Source organism: Lentzea sp. NPDC060358 (genome assembly GCF_042725365.1).
Taxonomy (GTDB): Bacteria; Actinomycetota; Actinomycetes; order Mycobacteriales; family Pseudonocardiaceae; genus Lentzea.
In genome coordinates, this window is the sequence record NZ_JBHXCW010000011.1 from 1 (window position 1) to 15,461 (window position 15,461).

Sequence of the window (15,461 nt, forward strand, 5' to 3'; positions counted from 1 at the left end):
CGTTCGAGCCACGGCGCTAACGGTGGCGGTTCAGCCGGTGGTACGCGGGCTTGGGCCGCAGGTTCTCGTCGAACAGGCAGGCCGCGCCCTCGCCGGGGAACACGTCGGGCACCCACGAGTGCCGGTCGGTGAAGCCCCACGTCGTGAACTCGACGCACCGCTTCACCGCGTGGCAGGCGTCCCACACCCGGCCGAAGTAGTCGGCCTGGGAGGCGAGCTTCTCCGGCGTGACGGGCAGCGGGATCCGCACGTCCGCCTCGGTGATCGCGACGTCCACGCCGAGCGCGGCGAACCGCGCGATGTTCTCGCGGACGCCCTCGGGGAACCCGTACATCAGCGACAGGTGTGCCTGGATGCCGACGCCGTGGATCGGCACTCCCTGGCGCCTCAACGACTTCACGAGCTCGTAGGTCGCGTCGCTCTTCGCGTTGAGACCCTCGACGTTGTAGTCGTTGATGTAGAGCTTCGCCTTGGGATCGGCGGCGTGCGCCCAGCGGAACGCGTCGGCGATGTAGCCGTCGCCGAGCTTGGTCTGGAACACGGTCTGGCGGCGGGTGCCGTCCTCGTTGAACGCCTCGTTGACGACGTCCCACGCCCGGATCTTGCCGCGGAACCGGCCCGCCTCCACGGCGATGTGCTCGCGGACCACCCCGCGCAGCTCGGCCGCCTCGAGCCCGCCGACCCAGTCGGGCAGCTGGCTGTGCCAGAGGAGCGTGTGCCCGCGGATCGACTTGCCGGTCTTCCCGGCGTAGGCCACGATCGCGTCGGCGCCGGACCAGTCGTACTGGCCGCGGACGGCCTCGACCGTGCCCCACTTCATCTCGTTCTCGGGCGTGACGCTGTCGAACTCGCGCGTCAGCACCTTCCGGTAGTCCGCCTCGGCGGCCAGGTGCTGGGCGGCGACCGCGCTGCCCACCCACCTGGTCGTGTTGTGCTTCAACGGTCCCGCGGCCGATGCCGGGGCTGCCAGTGTCAGCACCAGCAGGACCGCGGTACCGGCGGCTAATCGGGTTCGCACGGATTCACTCCTTTGTGAGTCAGCCCTTCACCGAGCCGGTGAGGCCTCCGACCATGCGGCGTTCGGCGAGCACGAAGAACGTGAGCGCGGGGATCATCGACAGCGCGGTGAAGGCGAGGACCTTCGCGGTGTCCTGGGTGTGCTCGGACTGGAACATCGCCACGCCGAGCGGCAGCGTGAAGTTCGTGGAGTCGTTGAACACCAGCAGCGGCAGCAGGAAGAAGTTCCAGCTCGTCACGAACGCGAGCACCGACACGGTGATGAGCGCCGGCCGCGACAGCGGCAGCAGGATCCGCCAGAAGAAGCCGAGCTTGGCCGCGCCGTCGAGCAGTGCGGCGTCCTCGAGCTCGCCGGGGATCGCGTGCATGAACGGCCGCAGGATCACGATCGTCACCGGCAGCGAGAACGCCGCCTCCGGGATCGCGACGCCGAGCGGGTTCTCGAGCATCCCGAGCTGGCGCAGCCACAGGTACAGCGGCAGCGCCGCGACGCCCAGCGGGAACAGCAGGCCGAGCGTGAAGAGGGTGTAGAGCCCCTCCCTGCCGCGGAACGCGTAGCGGGACAACGCGAACGCCGCCATGGAGCCGAGTCCGACCGCGAGCGTCGTGGCGATCACGGCGATCAGCGCGCTGTTGCCGAGCAGCCGCCAGAACTGCGGCGAGGTGGCGACCTCGACGTAGTTGTCGAAGACGAACGGCGCCGGCAGCCCCGCGGGTGACGAGTTGATCTGCGCCGTGGTGCGGAAACCGCCCAGCACGACGAACAGCAGCGGGACCACGGTCACGCCGATGACGGCGATGGCCGCCAGGTAACCGGTGATGTTGTTGCGGCGTACCACCTTCAGCGCACCCCCGACGTCACGGCGCCCTCGGTGTCCCGGCGCAGGGCGAAGCGCTGGTAGAACAACGCGAACACGAAGCAGATGATGAACAGGATCACGGCGACCGCGCTGCCGAAGCCGAACTCGTAGCGCTTGAAGCCGTGGTCGGTGAGGTAGACCGCCATGGTCGTGGACGCGTTGGCGGGACCGCCGAGCGTCATGATCCAGACGAGGTCGAACAGCTGCAGCGACCCGATCACCGAGAGGAAGATCCACACGCGGATCGTCGGTCCCAGCAACGGGAGCACGACGTGCCGGGTGGTCTGCCAGGGGCTCGCGCCGTCGAGGGCGGCGGCCTCCCGCAGCTCGGCGGGCACGCCCTGCAGCCCGGCCAGCAGCAGGATCACGCCGAACCCGATGTACTTCCACGTGATCACGAGGAACAGCGTGTAGAGCACCATCGACTGGTCGGCGAGCCACAGCTGCACCAGGCCGCCGAGTCCCACCGCGCGCAGGAGCTCGTCGACGAACCCGCCGGGCTGCAACATGAGCAGCCAGATCACGGCCGTCACGGCCTCGGACAGCACGTACGGCGCGAACACGACCATCCGCAGGAACGTCTGGCCGCGCAGCTTGCGGTTGAGCAGCATGGCCAGGCCGATGCTGAGCGGCAGCTGCACGACGATCGACAGCACCGCGATGATCATGTTGTGCCCGACGGCGCTCTGGAAGACGTCACCGGACAGGGCGTCGACGTAGTTGTCGAGCCCCACGAAGTCCGTGAGAGGGCCGAAGCCGCTCCACGAGTAGAGGCTGTAGTACGCGGCGACCCCGATCGGGATCATGACGAACCCGACGAACAGCAGCAGTGCCGGGGTCAGCAGCAGTGCGAGCTCGAGGCGGGTGCGGAGTCGGGACCGCCGCCGGGTGCCCCCGGCCGCTGGCGCGTGCGGCACGGGGGCGGTCGGCGGCCGCGTGGTGATCGCGGCACTCATCATTTGTTCCCGGCGGCCGCTTCGCTCACGGACTTCACGATGGTGTCGGGTCCGCCCTGGCCCGCGAAGAAGTTCGCGATGGTGTCGTTCAGGGCTTGACCGACCTTGGTCGGGAAGGCGGTGTCGAAGTAGAGCTGCAGGTGCGACGCCTTGCTCACGGTGTCGGCGATCGTCTTGTGGTTCTCGCTCTTCAGCGCGGCCACGCCCGCGGGCGTCACCGGCAGACCGGAGTTGGTCTCGGCGAGGATCTTCTGCACGTCGTCGCTCACGATGTGCCCGAGGAACTCCGCGCACGCCTGGGCGGCACGCGTGGTGCAGGAGAACCCGTCACCACCGCCCACGAGCACGCTCGGGTCGCCCTGTCCGCCCGGCACGGTCGGGAAGGGGAACCAGCCGATCTTGGAGCTGAGCTCCTTGTCCTCGGTCAGCGCCTGCATCACGTCCGGGTTCCAGTCGCCCTGCAGCTCCATGGCGGCCTTGCCGTTCGCGAGCATGCCGGCCGAGCTGCCCGCGCCCTGCTGGGCGGGCGTCCCGACGAAGCCCTCCTGGAACGGCTTGGTGTCCAGGAACGCCTTGAGGTTCTCCCCCGCCTTGAGGAAGCACGGGTCGCCGAGGTCGGTCTTCTCGACCGCCTTCTTCAGCGTGTCGACCGAGCACTGGCGCACCGCGAAGTAGGCCCAGTAGAACGCGTCGGGCCAGCGGTCCTTGCCTCCGATGGCGATCGGCACGGTTCCCGCGGTCTTCAGCTTCGCGACGGCCGCGTTGAGCTCGTCCAGGGTCTTCGGCGGCGTGACTCCCGCCGCGGCGAAGAGGTCCTTGCGGTACCAGAACCCGACCGCGTGGACGAGGTACGGCGCGCCGTACTGCTTGCCGTTGACCTTCCAGCCGTCCGCGTTCTTGCCGAGCGGGCCGATCCAGCCCGACGAGGCCTGGGTGATGTCGGCGACCTTGCCGGACTTCAGCTGATCGGCGAGTGCTCCGCCGCCCCACTGCTGGTACAGGTCCGGCGGGGTGCTGCCCTGCAGGGCGAGCGGCACCTTGGTCTGGAACTGCTCGTTCTGGATCGGTTCGATCGTGAACGAGGTGTTCGGGTGGGTCTTGTGGAAGTCGTCGGCGATCTGCTGCCACTTCGACTTCATCGGTTCGGTGGTGCGGTTGTGCCACCAGGTGAGCGTGACGGGTCCTTCGGTGGAGGCGTCTGAGCCTCCACCACTGCACCCGGCCAGCACTAACGCCGCGGCGGCGATGAGAGCAAGGGGCTTCTTGGAGAGCATGGGGGTCCACTCCTGACGACGTCGGCCGAGTTGGACTGCCTGTGTTGGGGCAAGAGACTCCCGCGCAGGCAGGTCTCGTGTCAATCGTTGTCGATAACGTTTTACACGGCTAGCCTGAGCCGGTGCCTCCTCGCCAACGCGTCACCATTCGAGACGTCGCCGCCCAAGCCGGCGTCTCGGTGGCCACCGTGTCCAAGGTCCTCAACCAGCGCTACGGCGTCTCAGCGGACACGTTCGCGCGGGTCACGGCCGTGATCAAGGAGTTGGGGTACGAGGCCAGCCTCGTGGCCCAGAGCCTGCGCAACCACCGCACGAACGTCATCGGCATCCTCGTCGCCGACATCGAGCCGTTCAGCACCGAACTGCTCAAGGGCGCGGCGGACGCCATCCGCGGCACGGGCTTCGAGCTGGTCGTCTACTCGGCCGGCGGGCGGACGGGTGACCCGCAGGGCTGGGAGCACCGGTACCTGACGCGGCTGAGCGGCACCCTCGTCGACGGAGCCGTGCTGGTCACGCCCGCCGTCGACCTCGAAGGCATCCCCGGCACGCCCGTCGTCGCGGTCGACCCGCACACCGGGCGGGCGGCGCTGCCGACCGTCGACTCCGACAACCTGCACGGCGGCCGGCTCGCGACCGAGCACCTGCTCGCGCTCGGCCACCGCCGGATCGCGATGCTCACCGGTCGCGAGGACCTGAAGTCCGCCCAGCAGCGCGAGACCGGCTACCGGGGAGCGCTCGCCAGCGCGGGCGTCGGGGTGGACGAGAACCTGGTCCGCCGCGGTGACTACGACGCGGACGTCGCGGCCGAGTCGGCCCGCGAGCTGCTGAGCGGCCCCGACCGGCCCACCGCCGTGTTCGCCGCGAACGACACCACCGCCATCGCGGTCATCGGCGCCGCCCTGGAACTCGGGCTGCGCGTGCCGGAGGACCTCTCGGTGGTCGGTTTCGACAACATCCCCGAGTCCGCGCTGTGCACACCGCCGCTCACGACGGTGGAGCAGCCGATCCGCGAGATGGGCCACCGCGCGCTCGAACTGCTGGTGCGGCTCATCAACGGCGACGAGCCCGCCGACACCCACATCACCCTCGGCACCGAGCTGGTCGTCCGGCAGTCGACCCGCCCCCTGACCCCGTGAGGTCGTTCCTGTGACAACAGAAGCCACCACGCCCGACGAGCTCTGGCGCAACCCCCACGCACCCGTGGCCGACCGCGTCCGCGACCTCGTGGCCCGCATGACGCCGCAGGAGAAGATCGCGCAGCTGCAGGGCATCTGGGTCGGCATCGACGCCGTCGGCGAGATGGCGCCGCACCAGCACGAGTTCGCCGTGGCGCCGCAGGACTTCGACGAGCTGACGCGCAACGGCATCGGGCAGCTCACCCGCGTCTTCGGCACCCGGCCGATCGCGCCGGAGGTCGGCGCGCGCACCCTCGCCCGCACCCAGCGGCAGGTCATCGAGTCGAGCCGGTTCGGGATTCCCGCGGTGGTGCACGAGGAGTGCCTCACGGGTCTCGCCGCGTGGCAGGCGACGGTGTACCCGTCCCCGCTGTGCTGGGGCGCGAGCTTCGAGCCGGACCTGGTGCGGCGGATGGCGGAGAAGATCGGCGAGTCGATGCGCCGCCTCGGCGTTCACCAGGGCCTCGCACCGGTCCTGGACGTTGCTCGGGACCTGCGCTGGGGCCGGGTCGAGGAGACCATCGGCGAGGACCCGCACCTCGTCGGCACCATCGGCTCCGCCTACGTCGCCGGGCTGGAGGCGGCCGGTGTCGTCTCGACGCTCAAGCACTTCGCCGGCTACTCGGCCTCCCGCGCCGGCCGCAACCACGCGCCGGTGTCGATGGGACCGCGCGAGTTCGCCGACGTGATGCTGCCGCCGTTCGAGATGGCGCTGCGGGCGGGCACCCGGTCGGTGATGAACTCCTACGCCGACGTCGACGGCGTGCCCGCGGCCTCGGACCCGACGCTGCTCACCGACCGGCTGCGCGAGCAGTACGGCTTCACCGGGACCGTGGTCGCCGACTACTTCTCGGTGGCGTTCCTCTACAAGCTGCACGGGGTGGCCGCCGACCGCGAGGGTGCCGCCGCGCTGGCCCTGACCGCGGGCATCGACGTCGAGCTGCCCACGGTGGACTGCTTCGGCGACCCGCTGCTGGACGGCCTGGAGCACGGCCGCGTCGACCTCGGCCTCGTCGACCGGGCGCTGACCCGCGTGCTGACGCAGAAGGCCGAGCTGGGCCTGCTCGACCCCGACTACTCCCCCTCGTTCGACCCGAACGTGGACCTCGACGACGACGAGTCGCGCGCGTTGGCCCGCGAGGTCGCCGAGCGGTCCGTCGTGCTGCTGCAGAACGACGGCGTGCTGCCGTTGTCCGGCAAGCGCCTCGCCGTCGTCGGCCCCCGCGCGGACGAGGCCGGCGCGATGATGGGCTGCTACTCGTTCCCCCTGCACGTCGGCGTGCACCACCCGGACGTCGACATGGGCATCGACGTCCCCACGGTGCTGGACGCGCTGCGCGAGGACCACGACGTGGTGTTCGCCCGCGGGTGCCCGGTGCTCGGCGGCACGGACGACGAGATCGCCGAGGCCGTCGAGGCCGCCCGCCAGGCCGAGGTCTGCGTCGTCGTCCTCGGCGACCACGCGGGACTGTTCGGCCGGGGCACGTCCGGCGAGGGCTGCGACGCCGAGAACCTGACCCTGCCGGGCCGGCAGGAGGAGCTGCTCGAGGCGGTGCTCGACACCGGCATGCCGGTCGTGCTCGTGCTGCTGTCCGGCCGGCCGTACGACCTGTCGCGGCAGGCGGACCGGCTCGCGGCGGTCGTGTGCGGCTTCTACCCCGGTCAGGAGGGCGCGGCGGCGCTCGCGGGCGTGCTCGGCGGGCGCGTGAACCCGTCCGGCCGGCTGCCGGTCAGCTTCCCCGGCGCCGGCTCCACCCAGCCGTCGACCTACCTGAGCGCGAAGCTCGGCACCCGCAGCGAGGTCAGCAACGTCGACCCGACGCCGCTGTACCCGTTCGGCCACGGCCTCTCCTACGCGCCCGCCACCTGGGTGGCGGTGGGCTCCGAGGAACGCGAGTGGCCGTCCGACGGCGTCTGCCGGGTGCACGCGGTGCTGCGCAACGAGCTGGAGGTCGCGACCACCGAGGTCGTGCAGATCTACCTGCACGACCCGGTCGCCGAGGTCGCCCGGCCGGTCCGGCAGCTGCTCGGCGCGCTGAAGGTCGACCTCGAACCGGGGCAGACCAGGACCGTGACCGCCGAGCTGCACGCGGACCTCACCTCGTACACGGGCCGGTCGGGCCGCCGGCAGGTGGACACCGGCGACGTCGAGTTGCACGTCGGCACGTCGAGCGCGAACATCCACACGGCGCTGCGGCTGACGTTGACCGGCGAACGGCGTGAGGTCGGCTTCGACCGCGTGATGTCCGCCGTGTTCGACGCGCGGTAGCGCGTCGTCGCGGAGACTCCTCCGCCGCCCGGTAACGTCCGATGCGGACAAAACGGGCGGCGAAGGAGTTCTCGTGCTGGAGATCAGCGGTCTGACGTGGGCGGTCACGATCGGGGTGATCGTCGCGCTGCTGGCGGTGGACCTGGTCCTCGCCGCGGTGCGTCCCCACAAGGTCGGGTTCCGCGAGGCCACCCTGTGGTCGGTGTTCTACATCCTCGTCGCCGTCGGGTTCGGCGTGTGGTTCCTGAACGCCTACGGCGGCGAGGCGGGCACCGAGTACTTCGCGGGCTACATCGTCGAGAAGAGCCTCTCGGTCGACAACCTGTTCGTCTTCGTGATCATCATGACGACGTTCCTGGTGCCCGAGGAGCACCAGCACAAGGTGCTGACTTTCGGCATCGTGCTGGCGCTGGTCATGCGCGGCATCTTCATCGCCGTCGGCGCGACGCTGCTGTCGCTGTTCTCGTTCATGTTCCTGCTGTTCGGCCTGCTGCTGATCTACACGGCCGTGCAGCTGTTCCGGCACCGCAACGAGGACCCGGACGTCGAGAACAACGTGGTGGTGAAGACGGCGCGCAAGCTCCTGCCCGTCACCGACGACTACGTGGGCGGCAAGATCTTCACGCGGCTGGACGGCCGCCGGATGGCGACGCCGCTGTTCGTGGTGCTGGTGGCCATCGGCGGCGTCGACCTGCTGTTCGCGCTCGACTCGATCCCCGCGGTGTTCGGCGTGACCGAGGAGCCCTACATCGTCTTCACGGCGAACGCGTTCGCGCTGCTGGGCCTGCGCGCGTTGTTCTTCCTGGTCAAGGGCCTGCTCGACCGGCTGGTCTACCTGTCGGCCGGACTCGCGGTCATCCTCGCGTTCATCGGCGTCAAGCTGATCCTGCACTGGGCGCACGTCGACATCTCGCCGAGCGTGCCCGAGGTGCCGACGCCGCTCAGCCTCGGCGTGATCATCGGCATCCTGGTGGTCGTGACGGTCGCGAGCCTCGTCAAGACGCGCAACGACCCATCGGCGAAAGCTCACCCCGGATCGATTCGAGGTCACCGGGACCGCGAGGAGCACTGACGCGCAGCGGCGTCACCAGAGTCGGCGGGCCGGCCGCGGGCAAGGCGTCGAGGCACGCCTGCGCGGTCGGCCTGCGTGCGGCGGACGGCGAGGTCATGCAGGTCAGCAGCCGGGCCAGGTCCGACGGCAGTCCGTCGGGCACCTGCGGCGGGCCCTGCCGCCGGCCGGTCAGGCACTCGAGCAGCAGCCGACCGAGCGCGTAGACGTCCACCGCCGGCGTGATGGCCTCCCCGTGCACCTGCTCCGGTGCCAGGTAGGCCGTCGCCCCGGCGTCCTGCCCCGGCTTGGTCAGGCGGGAGCCGCCGGCCAGGTGCGCGAGGCCGAAGTCGGCCAGGCGCGGGGCGTCGTCGTCGCACAGGACCACGGAGGCGGCCTTGACGCCGCAGTGGATGAACCCGTGGGAGTGCACGTGGGCCAGCGCGTCCGCGAGCGCGGCGCCGAGCCTGCGCACGTCGCCGATGCTCATGCGGCCGGACGAGACGCGGTCGTGCACCGTACGGCCCTCGACCCGCTCCAGCACCGCGTACGGGACGTCGGCGGAGGGGTCGGCGTCGAAGACCGACACCAGGCCGCGGTGCGAGAGGCGCGCGAGCGCGCGGATCTCGTCATCGATCCTGGCCGAGTCGGCACCCGGCCGGAAGAACTTGATCGCGACATCGCGCACGAGCACGGTGTCCCGGCCGCGGCGCACCTCCGCCCGGCTGCTCGTGATCAACACTCGGCCCACCCGGTACCGGTCGGCGAGAAGACGTGTGTCCGGCATGGTCGAGGATGCCCACCAGATGGGTGATCCAATCACCGTGCGTCAGATTCGGCCGTGAACAGGTAACACAGGGGTCACCCGGGCGTGCGCCTGACGGCGGTCGACGCGCGCACCACGAGCTCGGGCTGGAACTTCACGTGCCGGTGCTCGTGACCAGGCTCGTTCTCCGCCAGCAGCAGCTGCGTCGCCGTCCGGCCGAGCTGCTCGCGCGGCTGGCGCACCGAGGTGAGCGGCACGGCGGCGGCCGCGGCGAACTCGATGTCGTCGTAGCCCACCACGGCGAGGTCGTCCGGCACGCGCAGGCCCTGCTGCGTCATCGACTGCAGCAGGCCGAGCGCGAGCAGGTCGTTGGCGCAGAACGCCGCCGTGGGTCGGCGGGACGCGGGCAGGCCGACGAGCCGCTCGCCCGCGTTGCGCCCCTCCCCCACCTGGAGCCCGCGCGTGTCGAGGAACGTGAGCGCGTCGGCGGGCAGTCCGGCGGCGGCGACGGCGCGCCGGGCGCCCTCACGGCGGTCGCGCACCTGCTGGATCGACAGCGGGCCGCCCACCACCGCGATGCGGGTGTGGCCGTGCTCGACCAGGTGGGTCACCGCGAGCTCGCCGCCGAGCACGTCGTCGACCGCCACCGAGCAGCGCGTGCCGTCGGTCGCCTCGCGGTCGACCAGCACCACCGGCGTGCCGCGGTCGGTCAGCTGGGCGCTCTCGGCGTCGACCGGGGTGATCAGGATGCCCTCGACGCGTTGTTCGTGCAGCAGCTCCAGGTACTCGCGCTCGCGGCCGCCGTCGGAGGCGCTGTTGCACAGGAAGAGCGCGAGGCCCGCTTCCCGTGCCGCGTCCTCGACACCGCGCGCCACGTCGGTGAAGAACGGGTTCGCCGCGTCGAGCACGACGTAGGCGAGCACCCGGCTGCGGCCCGCCCTCAGCTGGCGCGCGGACTCGTTGCGCACGAAGCCCAGGTGCTCGATGGCGGCGAGGACGCGCTGCCGGGTGGCGGGGGCGACGACGTCCGGGCGGTTCAGCACGTTGGAGACGGTCGCGTTCGACACGCCGGCGTGCCGGGCGACGTCGCGGATGCCCACTGACGGCTTCACCGGCGGCTCCTTTGTTGAAACGTGACAACGAATCGTACCCCGCAAGTCTTGACATGGTGACGCAGCGCACCCAGAGTGCTCCTAGCTCCACCGTTAAAACGTTTCAACGACGAGACGGAGGCGGACGTGGACCGACCACCCGTGGTGGTGCTGGACGAGGTGAGCAAGTCCTTCGGCGCCGTCCGCGCGTTGTCCGGGGTGTCGCTGCGGCTGTTGCCCGGCGAGGCCCACGCCCTGCTCGGCGAGAACGGCGCGGGCAAGTCGACGCTGATCAAGACGCTGGCGGGCGTCCACCGCCCGGACGCGGGCCGGGTGCTCGTCGACGACTCCCCCGTCCGGTTCTCCGGTCCGGCCGACGCGCTCGCCGCGGGCATCGCGATCATCTACCAGGAACCGACGTTGTTCGGCGACCTGTCGGTGGCGGAGAACGTCTTCATGGGCCGCCAGCCGCTCGGTCCCGGCCGCCGGATCGACGTGGCCGCGATGCACGCCCGCACGGCGGAGCTGTTCTCCCGCTTGGGAGTCCGCCTCGACCCGGCTCGTCCGGCGCGCGGACTGTCCATTGCGGACCAGCAGCTCGTGGAGATCGCCAAGGCGTTGTCGTTCGACGCGCGCGTGATCGTGATGGACGAACCGACGGCGGCGCTGTCCGCCCACGAGGTGCAGCGCCTTTTCGGTGTGGTGCGGGCATTGTGCGAGCAGGACGCCGCCGTGCTCTTCGTGTCGCACCGGCTCGGCGAGGTCCTCGAACTGTGCCGGCGCGCCACCGTGCTGCGCGACGGCGAGTTCGTGTGGTCCGGCTCGCTGGAGGAGGAGACGCCGGACTCGTTGGTGCGCCGCATGGTCGGCCGTGAGCTGTCGCAGCTCTTCCCCAAGCAGGACACGACCGCGGGCGAGGTGCTGCTCTCGGTGCGACGGCTGACGCGCGAGGGCGTGTTCACCGACGTGTCGTTCGACGTGCGGGCGGGCGAGATCGTGGCGCTGTCCGGCCTCGTCGGCGCCGGACGCAGCGAGGTGGCGCGGGCGGTGTTCGGCATCGACCGGCCGGACGGCGGTTCGGTGCACGTGCGGGGGAAGAAGCTCAAGCACGGCTCCCCCACCGCCGCGATGGCCGCGGGAATCGGGTTCGTGCCCGAGGACCGGCGCCAGCAGGGGCTCGTCGTGGACGCTTCGATCGAACGCAACACCGCGCTCGCCTCGCTGGGCCGGCTGTCGACGTTCGGGCTGCTGCGGCGCCGCTCGGAAAGCGCGCTGGCGCAGGACTGGGCGGTCAAGCTGCGGCTCAGGTTCGCCCGGCTCAGCGACCCCGTGGGGGTGTTGTCCGGCGGCAACCAGCAGAAGGTCGTGCTGGCGAAGTGGCTGGCGCGCACCCCCTCCGTGCTGATCGTCGACGAGCCGACGCGCGGCATCGACGTCGGCACGAAGGCCGAGGTGCACCGGTTGCTGTCGGAGCTCGCCGGGCGGGGCGTGGCCGTGCTGATGATCTCGTCGGAGCTGCCGGAGGTGCTGGGGATGGCGGACCGCGTGCTGGTGATGCACGAGGGCCGGCTGGTGGAGGAGCTCTCCCGCGAGGAGGCCTCCGAGGAACGGGTCGCGCTCGCGGCCGCCGGGCAGGTGGCGCAGTGACCACAGCCGCCGCGGCACCCTCCCGCGCCCGCCGCCTCACCACTCGCGTCGGCCGCGTCCGCGAACTCGGCATCGTCGTGGCGCTCGCCCTCGTGGTCGTCCCGACGGCGGTCGTGAACCCGCGGTTCGTCCAGCCCCAGAGCCTGCGCGACCTCCTGCTCAACGCGTCGATCGTCGCGCTGCTGGCCGTGGGCCAGACGCTCGTCGTGATCACCCGCAACGTCGACCTGTCGGTCGGGTCGGTCCTCGGCCTCTCCGCTTTCCTGACGGCGCAGCAGTTCGCCGACAACCCGGGCACCCCTCTCGTGCTGGGCATCGGGTTCGGGGTCGCCGTCGGGCTCGCGTGCGGGCTGATCAACGGGCTGCTGGTGGCGTTCGGCAACGTCCCCAGCCTCGTCGTCACCCTCGGCACGCTCTACGTGTTCCGCGGCGTCGACTTCGCACTCGCGCAGGGACAGCAGGTCAACGCCGCCAACCTCCCCGACGCGCTGCTGGACCTGGGCAGCAGCAGGGTGCTCGGCATCCCGGTGCTCGTGCTGATCAGCCTCGCGGTGATCGCCGTGGCCGCCGTCCACCTGCGGTCCTACCGGTCGGGCCGCGAGCTGTACGCGATCGGTTCCCACCCGGAGGCCGCCACTCTCGCCGGCATCCCGGTGGCGAAGCGGACGCTCACCGCGTTCGTCCTCTCCGGACTGGTCGCGGGCCTGGCCGGTGCGTTGTGGGTAGCGCGCTACGGCACGGTCGACGCGGCGGCGGGCACCGGCCTGGAGCTCCAGGTGGTCGCGGCGGTGGTCGTCGGCGGGGTCGCGATCTTCGGCGGCTCGGGAACGGTGGTGGGTGCCGCACTCGGCGCGTTGCTGCTCGGCACGATCACCAGCTGCCTGGTGGTGCTGCAGATCCCCGCGTTCTGGCAGCAGGCCATCTCCGGCGCGTTGCTGCTGAGCGCCATCACCGTCGACCGGCTGCTCGCGCTGCGCCTGGCGAAGGCCCTGCGCACCGCGGAAGGGACCAGCCGTGCGTAACCTCCTGCGGTGGGAGACCGCGCTGGTGTTCCTGCTGGTCGTGGTCGCGCTGACCGGGCAGATCGGCACGGACGGGTCGTTCCTGTCCGGCGGCAACCTCTTCTACCTCGGCCTCGACATCGGCGAGATCGCGCTGATCGCCCTGCCGCTGACGCTCGTGATCGTCGCCGGCGAGATCGACCTGTCCGTCGCCTCGGTGCTGGGCCTGTCCAGCGCGTTGATCGGCTGGCTGTGGAACGCGGGCTGGTCGCTGGAGACGATCCTGCCGACCGTGGTCGTCGCGGGCGCGCTGTGCGGGGCGGTCAACGGCCTGCTGGTCACCCGGCTCGGCCTGCCGTCGCTCGCGGTCACCATCGGCACGCTCGCCCTCTACCGCGGCCTCGCGCTGGTGGTCCTGGGCGACACGGCCGTCGCGGACTTCCCGGCCGGTTACACCTCCTTCGGCACGACTCCGGTGCCGGGCACCGACATCCCGTACCCGGTCCTGCTGGCCGCGGTCCTCGCGGTGCTGTTCGGCGTCGCGCTGCACGCCAGCTCGTTCGGGCGGGCGGTCTTCGCGATCGGTGCCAACGAGGAGGGCGCGCGGTTCTCCGGCATCAGGGTCAAGCGGGTCAAGCTGACCCTCTTCGTGCTCGCCGGCGCGGTGGCCGCGATCGCCGGCATCGTCTACACGTTCCGGTTCTCGAGCGCCCGCGCGGACAACGGCGTCGGGCTCGAACTGGCCGTCGTCGCGGCGGTCCTGCTCGGCGGTGTCTCCATCTTCGGCGGCAGGGGAACGCTCTTCGGCGTCCTCGCCGGGGTCCTGCTGCTGGGCGGCCTGCGCAACCTGCTGATCCTGCGGGACACCTCGACCGAGGTCCTCACCATCGTCACCGGCCTGCTCCTGCTGGTGAGCGTGCTCGCTCCCTCGATCACCCGACGCGTCGCAACTCTGAGGAAGGCCGCGCCATGAACACACGTTTAGCGCTCGCCCTGGTGGTGTCCGGTGCCGTGGCGCTCACCGCCTGCGGTGGCACCACGAAGGACAGCTCGGGCCAGCAGACCGGCGGCGCCACCAACTCCGCGAAGGCCGACCCGAACGCGGCCCTCAGGGAGGGCCTGAAGATCACGTTCCTGCCCAAGCAGGTCAACAACCCGTACTTCACCGTGGCGCAGAAGGGCGCGGAGAGCGCGGGTACCGCGATCAAGGGCGAGGTCAAGGCGACCGGACCGTCCGACGCCGCCGCGTCGTCGCAGGTCACCTACATCAACACCGCCGCGCAGCAGAAGCAGGACGCGCTGGTGATCTCGGCGAACGACGCCAACGCCGTGGCGCCCGCGCTGAAGACCGCGCGGTCGCAGGGGCTCAAGGTCGTCACGTTCGACTCCGACGCGGCCCCGGACGCCCGGGACGTCTTCATCAACCAGGCCACCTCCACCGAGATCGCGGCCGGCCAGGTGAAGCTGATCTCCGAGGCGGTCGGCGGCAGCGGCGAGATCGCGATCCTGTCCGCGACCCCCAACGCCACCAACCAGAACGCGTGGATCGAGGTCATGAAGACCGAGCTCGCGAAGCCCGAGTACGCCGGGCTGAAGCTGGTGGAGACCGCGTACGGCAACGACGACGACCAGACGTCGTTCCAGAAGACCCAGGGCCTGCTGCAGGCGCACCCGAACCTCAAGGGCATCATCTCGCCGACCACGGTCGGTGTCGCGGCGGCCGCCCGCTACCTCAGCTCGTCGGAGTACCAGGGCAAGGTCCAGCTGACGGGCCTGGGCACGCCGAACCAGATGCGCAAGTTCGTGCAGGACGGCACGGTGAAGTCGTTCGCGCTGTGGGACCCGAGCAAGCTCGGCTACCTCGCCACCTATACCGCCGCTGCGCTCGCGTCCGGGCAGATCACCGGTGCCGAGGGCGAGAAGTACAAGGCCGGTGAGCTCGGCGACTACACGATCGGCGCCAAGGGCGAGGTCGTGCTCGGACCGCCGACCGTGTTCACCAAGGACAACATCGACAAGTTCGACTTCTGACATGCGCGTCTGCTTCACGTTGCGGGTCCGCCCGGATCGTCTCGACGAGTACCGGGCGCGGCACCGCGAGGTGTGGCCGGAGATGCGGGCCGCCCTGACCGAGGCGGGGTGGCACAACTACTCCCTCTTCCTCGCCGGGGACGGCCTGCTCGTCGGCTACCTGGAGTGCGACGACTTCGACGCGGCGCTCGCGGAGATGGCGCGCACCGAGGTGAACGCGCGGTGGCAAGCCGAGATGGCGGAGTTCTTCGTCGGTGACGGCCACGCCGACGAACGGATGCGACCCCTCGACGAGGTCTTCCACCTCGACTGAGCTTGTGGGGAGA

The 15,461-nt window shown here is 70.8% G+C and carries 14 protein-coding genes; 8 read left to right on the forward strand and 6 right to left on the reverse strand.

The window, feature by feature from the left end; all coding sequences use genetic code 11:
* Nucleotides 1–16 precede the first annotated feature (16 nt).
* From ACFWGZ_RS04030 to ACFWGZ_RS04045, 4 genes are read right to left on the reverse strand one after another with little or no spacing between them, the layout of a single operon-like run.
* On the reverse strand, nucleotides 17–1,018 hold the full coding sequence (locus ACFWGZ_RS04030; RefSeq protein WP_382449963.1) for an endo-1,4-beta-xylanase: 1,002 nt from the start codon (nucleotides 1,016–1,018) through the stop codon (nucleotides 17–19).
* A gap of 19 nt (nucleotides 1,019–1,037) precedes the next feature.
* Nucleotides 1,038–1,856, reverse strand: coding sequence for a carbohydrate ABC transporter permease (locus tag ACFWGZ_RS04035; protein ID WP_382449964.1), 819 nt, complete (start codon nucleotides 1,854–1,856; stop codon nucleotides 1,038–1,040).
* A 2-nt stretch (nucleotides 1,857–1,858) separates the two neighbouring features.
* Nucleotides 1,859–2,833 (reverse strand): carbohydrate ABC transporter permease, encoded by a 975-nt coding sequence (locus ACFWGZ_RS04040; protein WP_382449965.1) that lies wholly within the window; start codon nucleotides 2,831–2,833, stop codon nucleotides 1,859–1,861.
* Nucleotides 2,833–4,107, reverse strand: coding sequence for an ABC transporter substrate-binding protein (locus ACFWGZ_RS04045; RefSeq protein ID WP_382449966.1), 1,275 nt, complete (start codon nucleotides 4,105–4,107; stop codon nucleotides 2,833–2,835). Before ACFWGZ_RS04045 ends, ACFWGZ_RS04040 begins: the two co-directional genes overlap by 1 nt.
* Before the next feature lie 122 nt (nucleotides 4,108–4,229).
* Between ACFWGZ_RS04045 and ACFWGZ_RS04050 the strand changes: the two genes are divergently transcribed.
* The 3 genes from ACFWGZ_RS04050 (at nucleotide 4,230) to ACFWGZ_RS04060 (ending at nucleotide 8,623) form a co-directional block, all read left to right on the forward strand.
* A complete protein-coding gene (locus tag ACFWGZ_RS04050; RefSeq protein ID WP_382449967.1) occupies nucleotides 4,230–5,243 on the forward strand; it encodes a LacI family DNA-binding transcriptional regulator in 1,014 nt (337 codons plus the stop codon).
* Between the two features lie 10 nt (nucleotides 5,244–5,253).
* A complete protein-coding gene (locus tag ACFWGZ_RS04055) occupies nucleotides 5,254–7,551 on the forward strand; it encodes a glycoside hydrolase family 3 N-terminal domain-containing protein (protein WP_382449968.1) in 2,298 nt (765 codons plus the stop codon).
* A gap of 73 nt (nucleotides 7,552–7,624) precedes the next feature.
* Nucleotides 7,625–8,623: a TerC family protein gene (locus tag ACFWGZ_RS04060; protein ID WP_382449969.1), complete on the forward strand. Its 999-nt coding sequence runs from the start codon at nucleotides 7,625–7,627 to the stop codon at nucleotides 8,621–8,623.
* Here the strand turns inward: ACFWGZ_RS04060 and ACFWGZ_RS04065 are convergent.
* Nucleotides 8,547–9,341: a serine/threonine-protein kinase gene (locus ACFWGZ_RS04065; RefSeq protein ID WP_382449970.1), complete on the reverse strand. Its 795-nt coding sequence runs from the start codon at nucleotides 9,339–9,341 to the stop codon at nucleotides 8,547–8,549. The two genes, ACFWGZ_RS04060 and ACFWGZ_RS04065, sit on opposite strands and share 77 nt — an antisense overlap.
* 119 nt (nucleotides 9,342–9,460) lie before the next feature.
* Nucleotides 9,461–10,477, reverse strand: coding sequence for a LacI family DNA-binding transcriptional regulator (locus ACFWGZ_RS04070; protein WP_382449971.1), 1,017 nt, complete (start codon nucleotides 10,475–10,477; stop codon nucleotides 9,461–9,463).
* Nucleotides 10,478–10,603: 126 nt separating this feature from the next.
* Here ACFWGZ_RS04070 and ACFWGZ_RS04075 point away from each other — a divergent pair, with 126 nt between their 5' ends.
* Genes ACFWGZ_RS04075 through ACFWGZ_RS04095 form a run of 5 tightly spaced genes read left to right on the forward strand, consistent with a single transcriptional unit; the run spans nucleotide 10,604 to nucleotide 15,448 of the window.
* Nucleotides 10,604–12,103, forward strand: a complete 1,500-nt coding sequence (locus ACFWGZ_RS04075) for a sugar ABC transporter ATP-binding protein (protein WP_382449972.1) — start codon at nucleotides 10,604–10,606, stop codon at nucleotides 12,101–12,103.
* The gene (locus ACFWGZ_RS04080) at nucleotides 12,100–13,125 is read left to right on the forward strand and encodes an ABC transporter permease (RefSeq protein WP_382449973.1); all 1,026 of its coding nucleotides are present in this window, start codon (nucleotides 12,100–12,102) and stop codon (nucleotides 13,123–13,125) included. Before ACFWGZ_RS04075 ends, ACFWGZ_RS04080 begins: the two co-directional genes overlap by 4 nt.
* Nucleotides 13,118–14,077, forward strand: coding sequence for an ABC transporter permease (locus ACFWGZ_RS04085; RefSeq protein WP_382449974.1), 960 nt, complete (start codon nucleotides 13,118–13,120; stop codon nucleotides 14,075–14,077). Before ACFWGZ_RS04080 ends, ACFWGZ_RS04085 begins: the two co-directional genes overlap by 8 nt.
* A complete protein-coding gene (gene rhaS, locus ACFWGZ_RS04090; RefSeq protein WP_382449975.1) occupies nucleotides 14,074–15,135 on the forward strand; it encodes a rhamnose ABC transporter substrate-binding protein in 1,062 nt (353 codons plus the stop codon). Before ACFWGZ_RS04085 ends, rhaS begins: the two co-directional genes overlap by 4 nt.
* A 1-nt stretch (nucleotide 15,136) precedes the next feature.
* Nucleotides 15,137–15,448: an L-rhamnose mutarotase gene (locus ACFWGZ_RS04095; RefSeq protein ID WP_382449976.1), complete on the forward strand. Its 312-nt coding sequence runs from the start codon at nucleotides 15,137–15,139 to the stop codon at nucleotides 15,446–15,448.
* Nucleotides 15,449–15,461 lie beyond the last annotated feature (13 nt).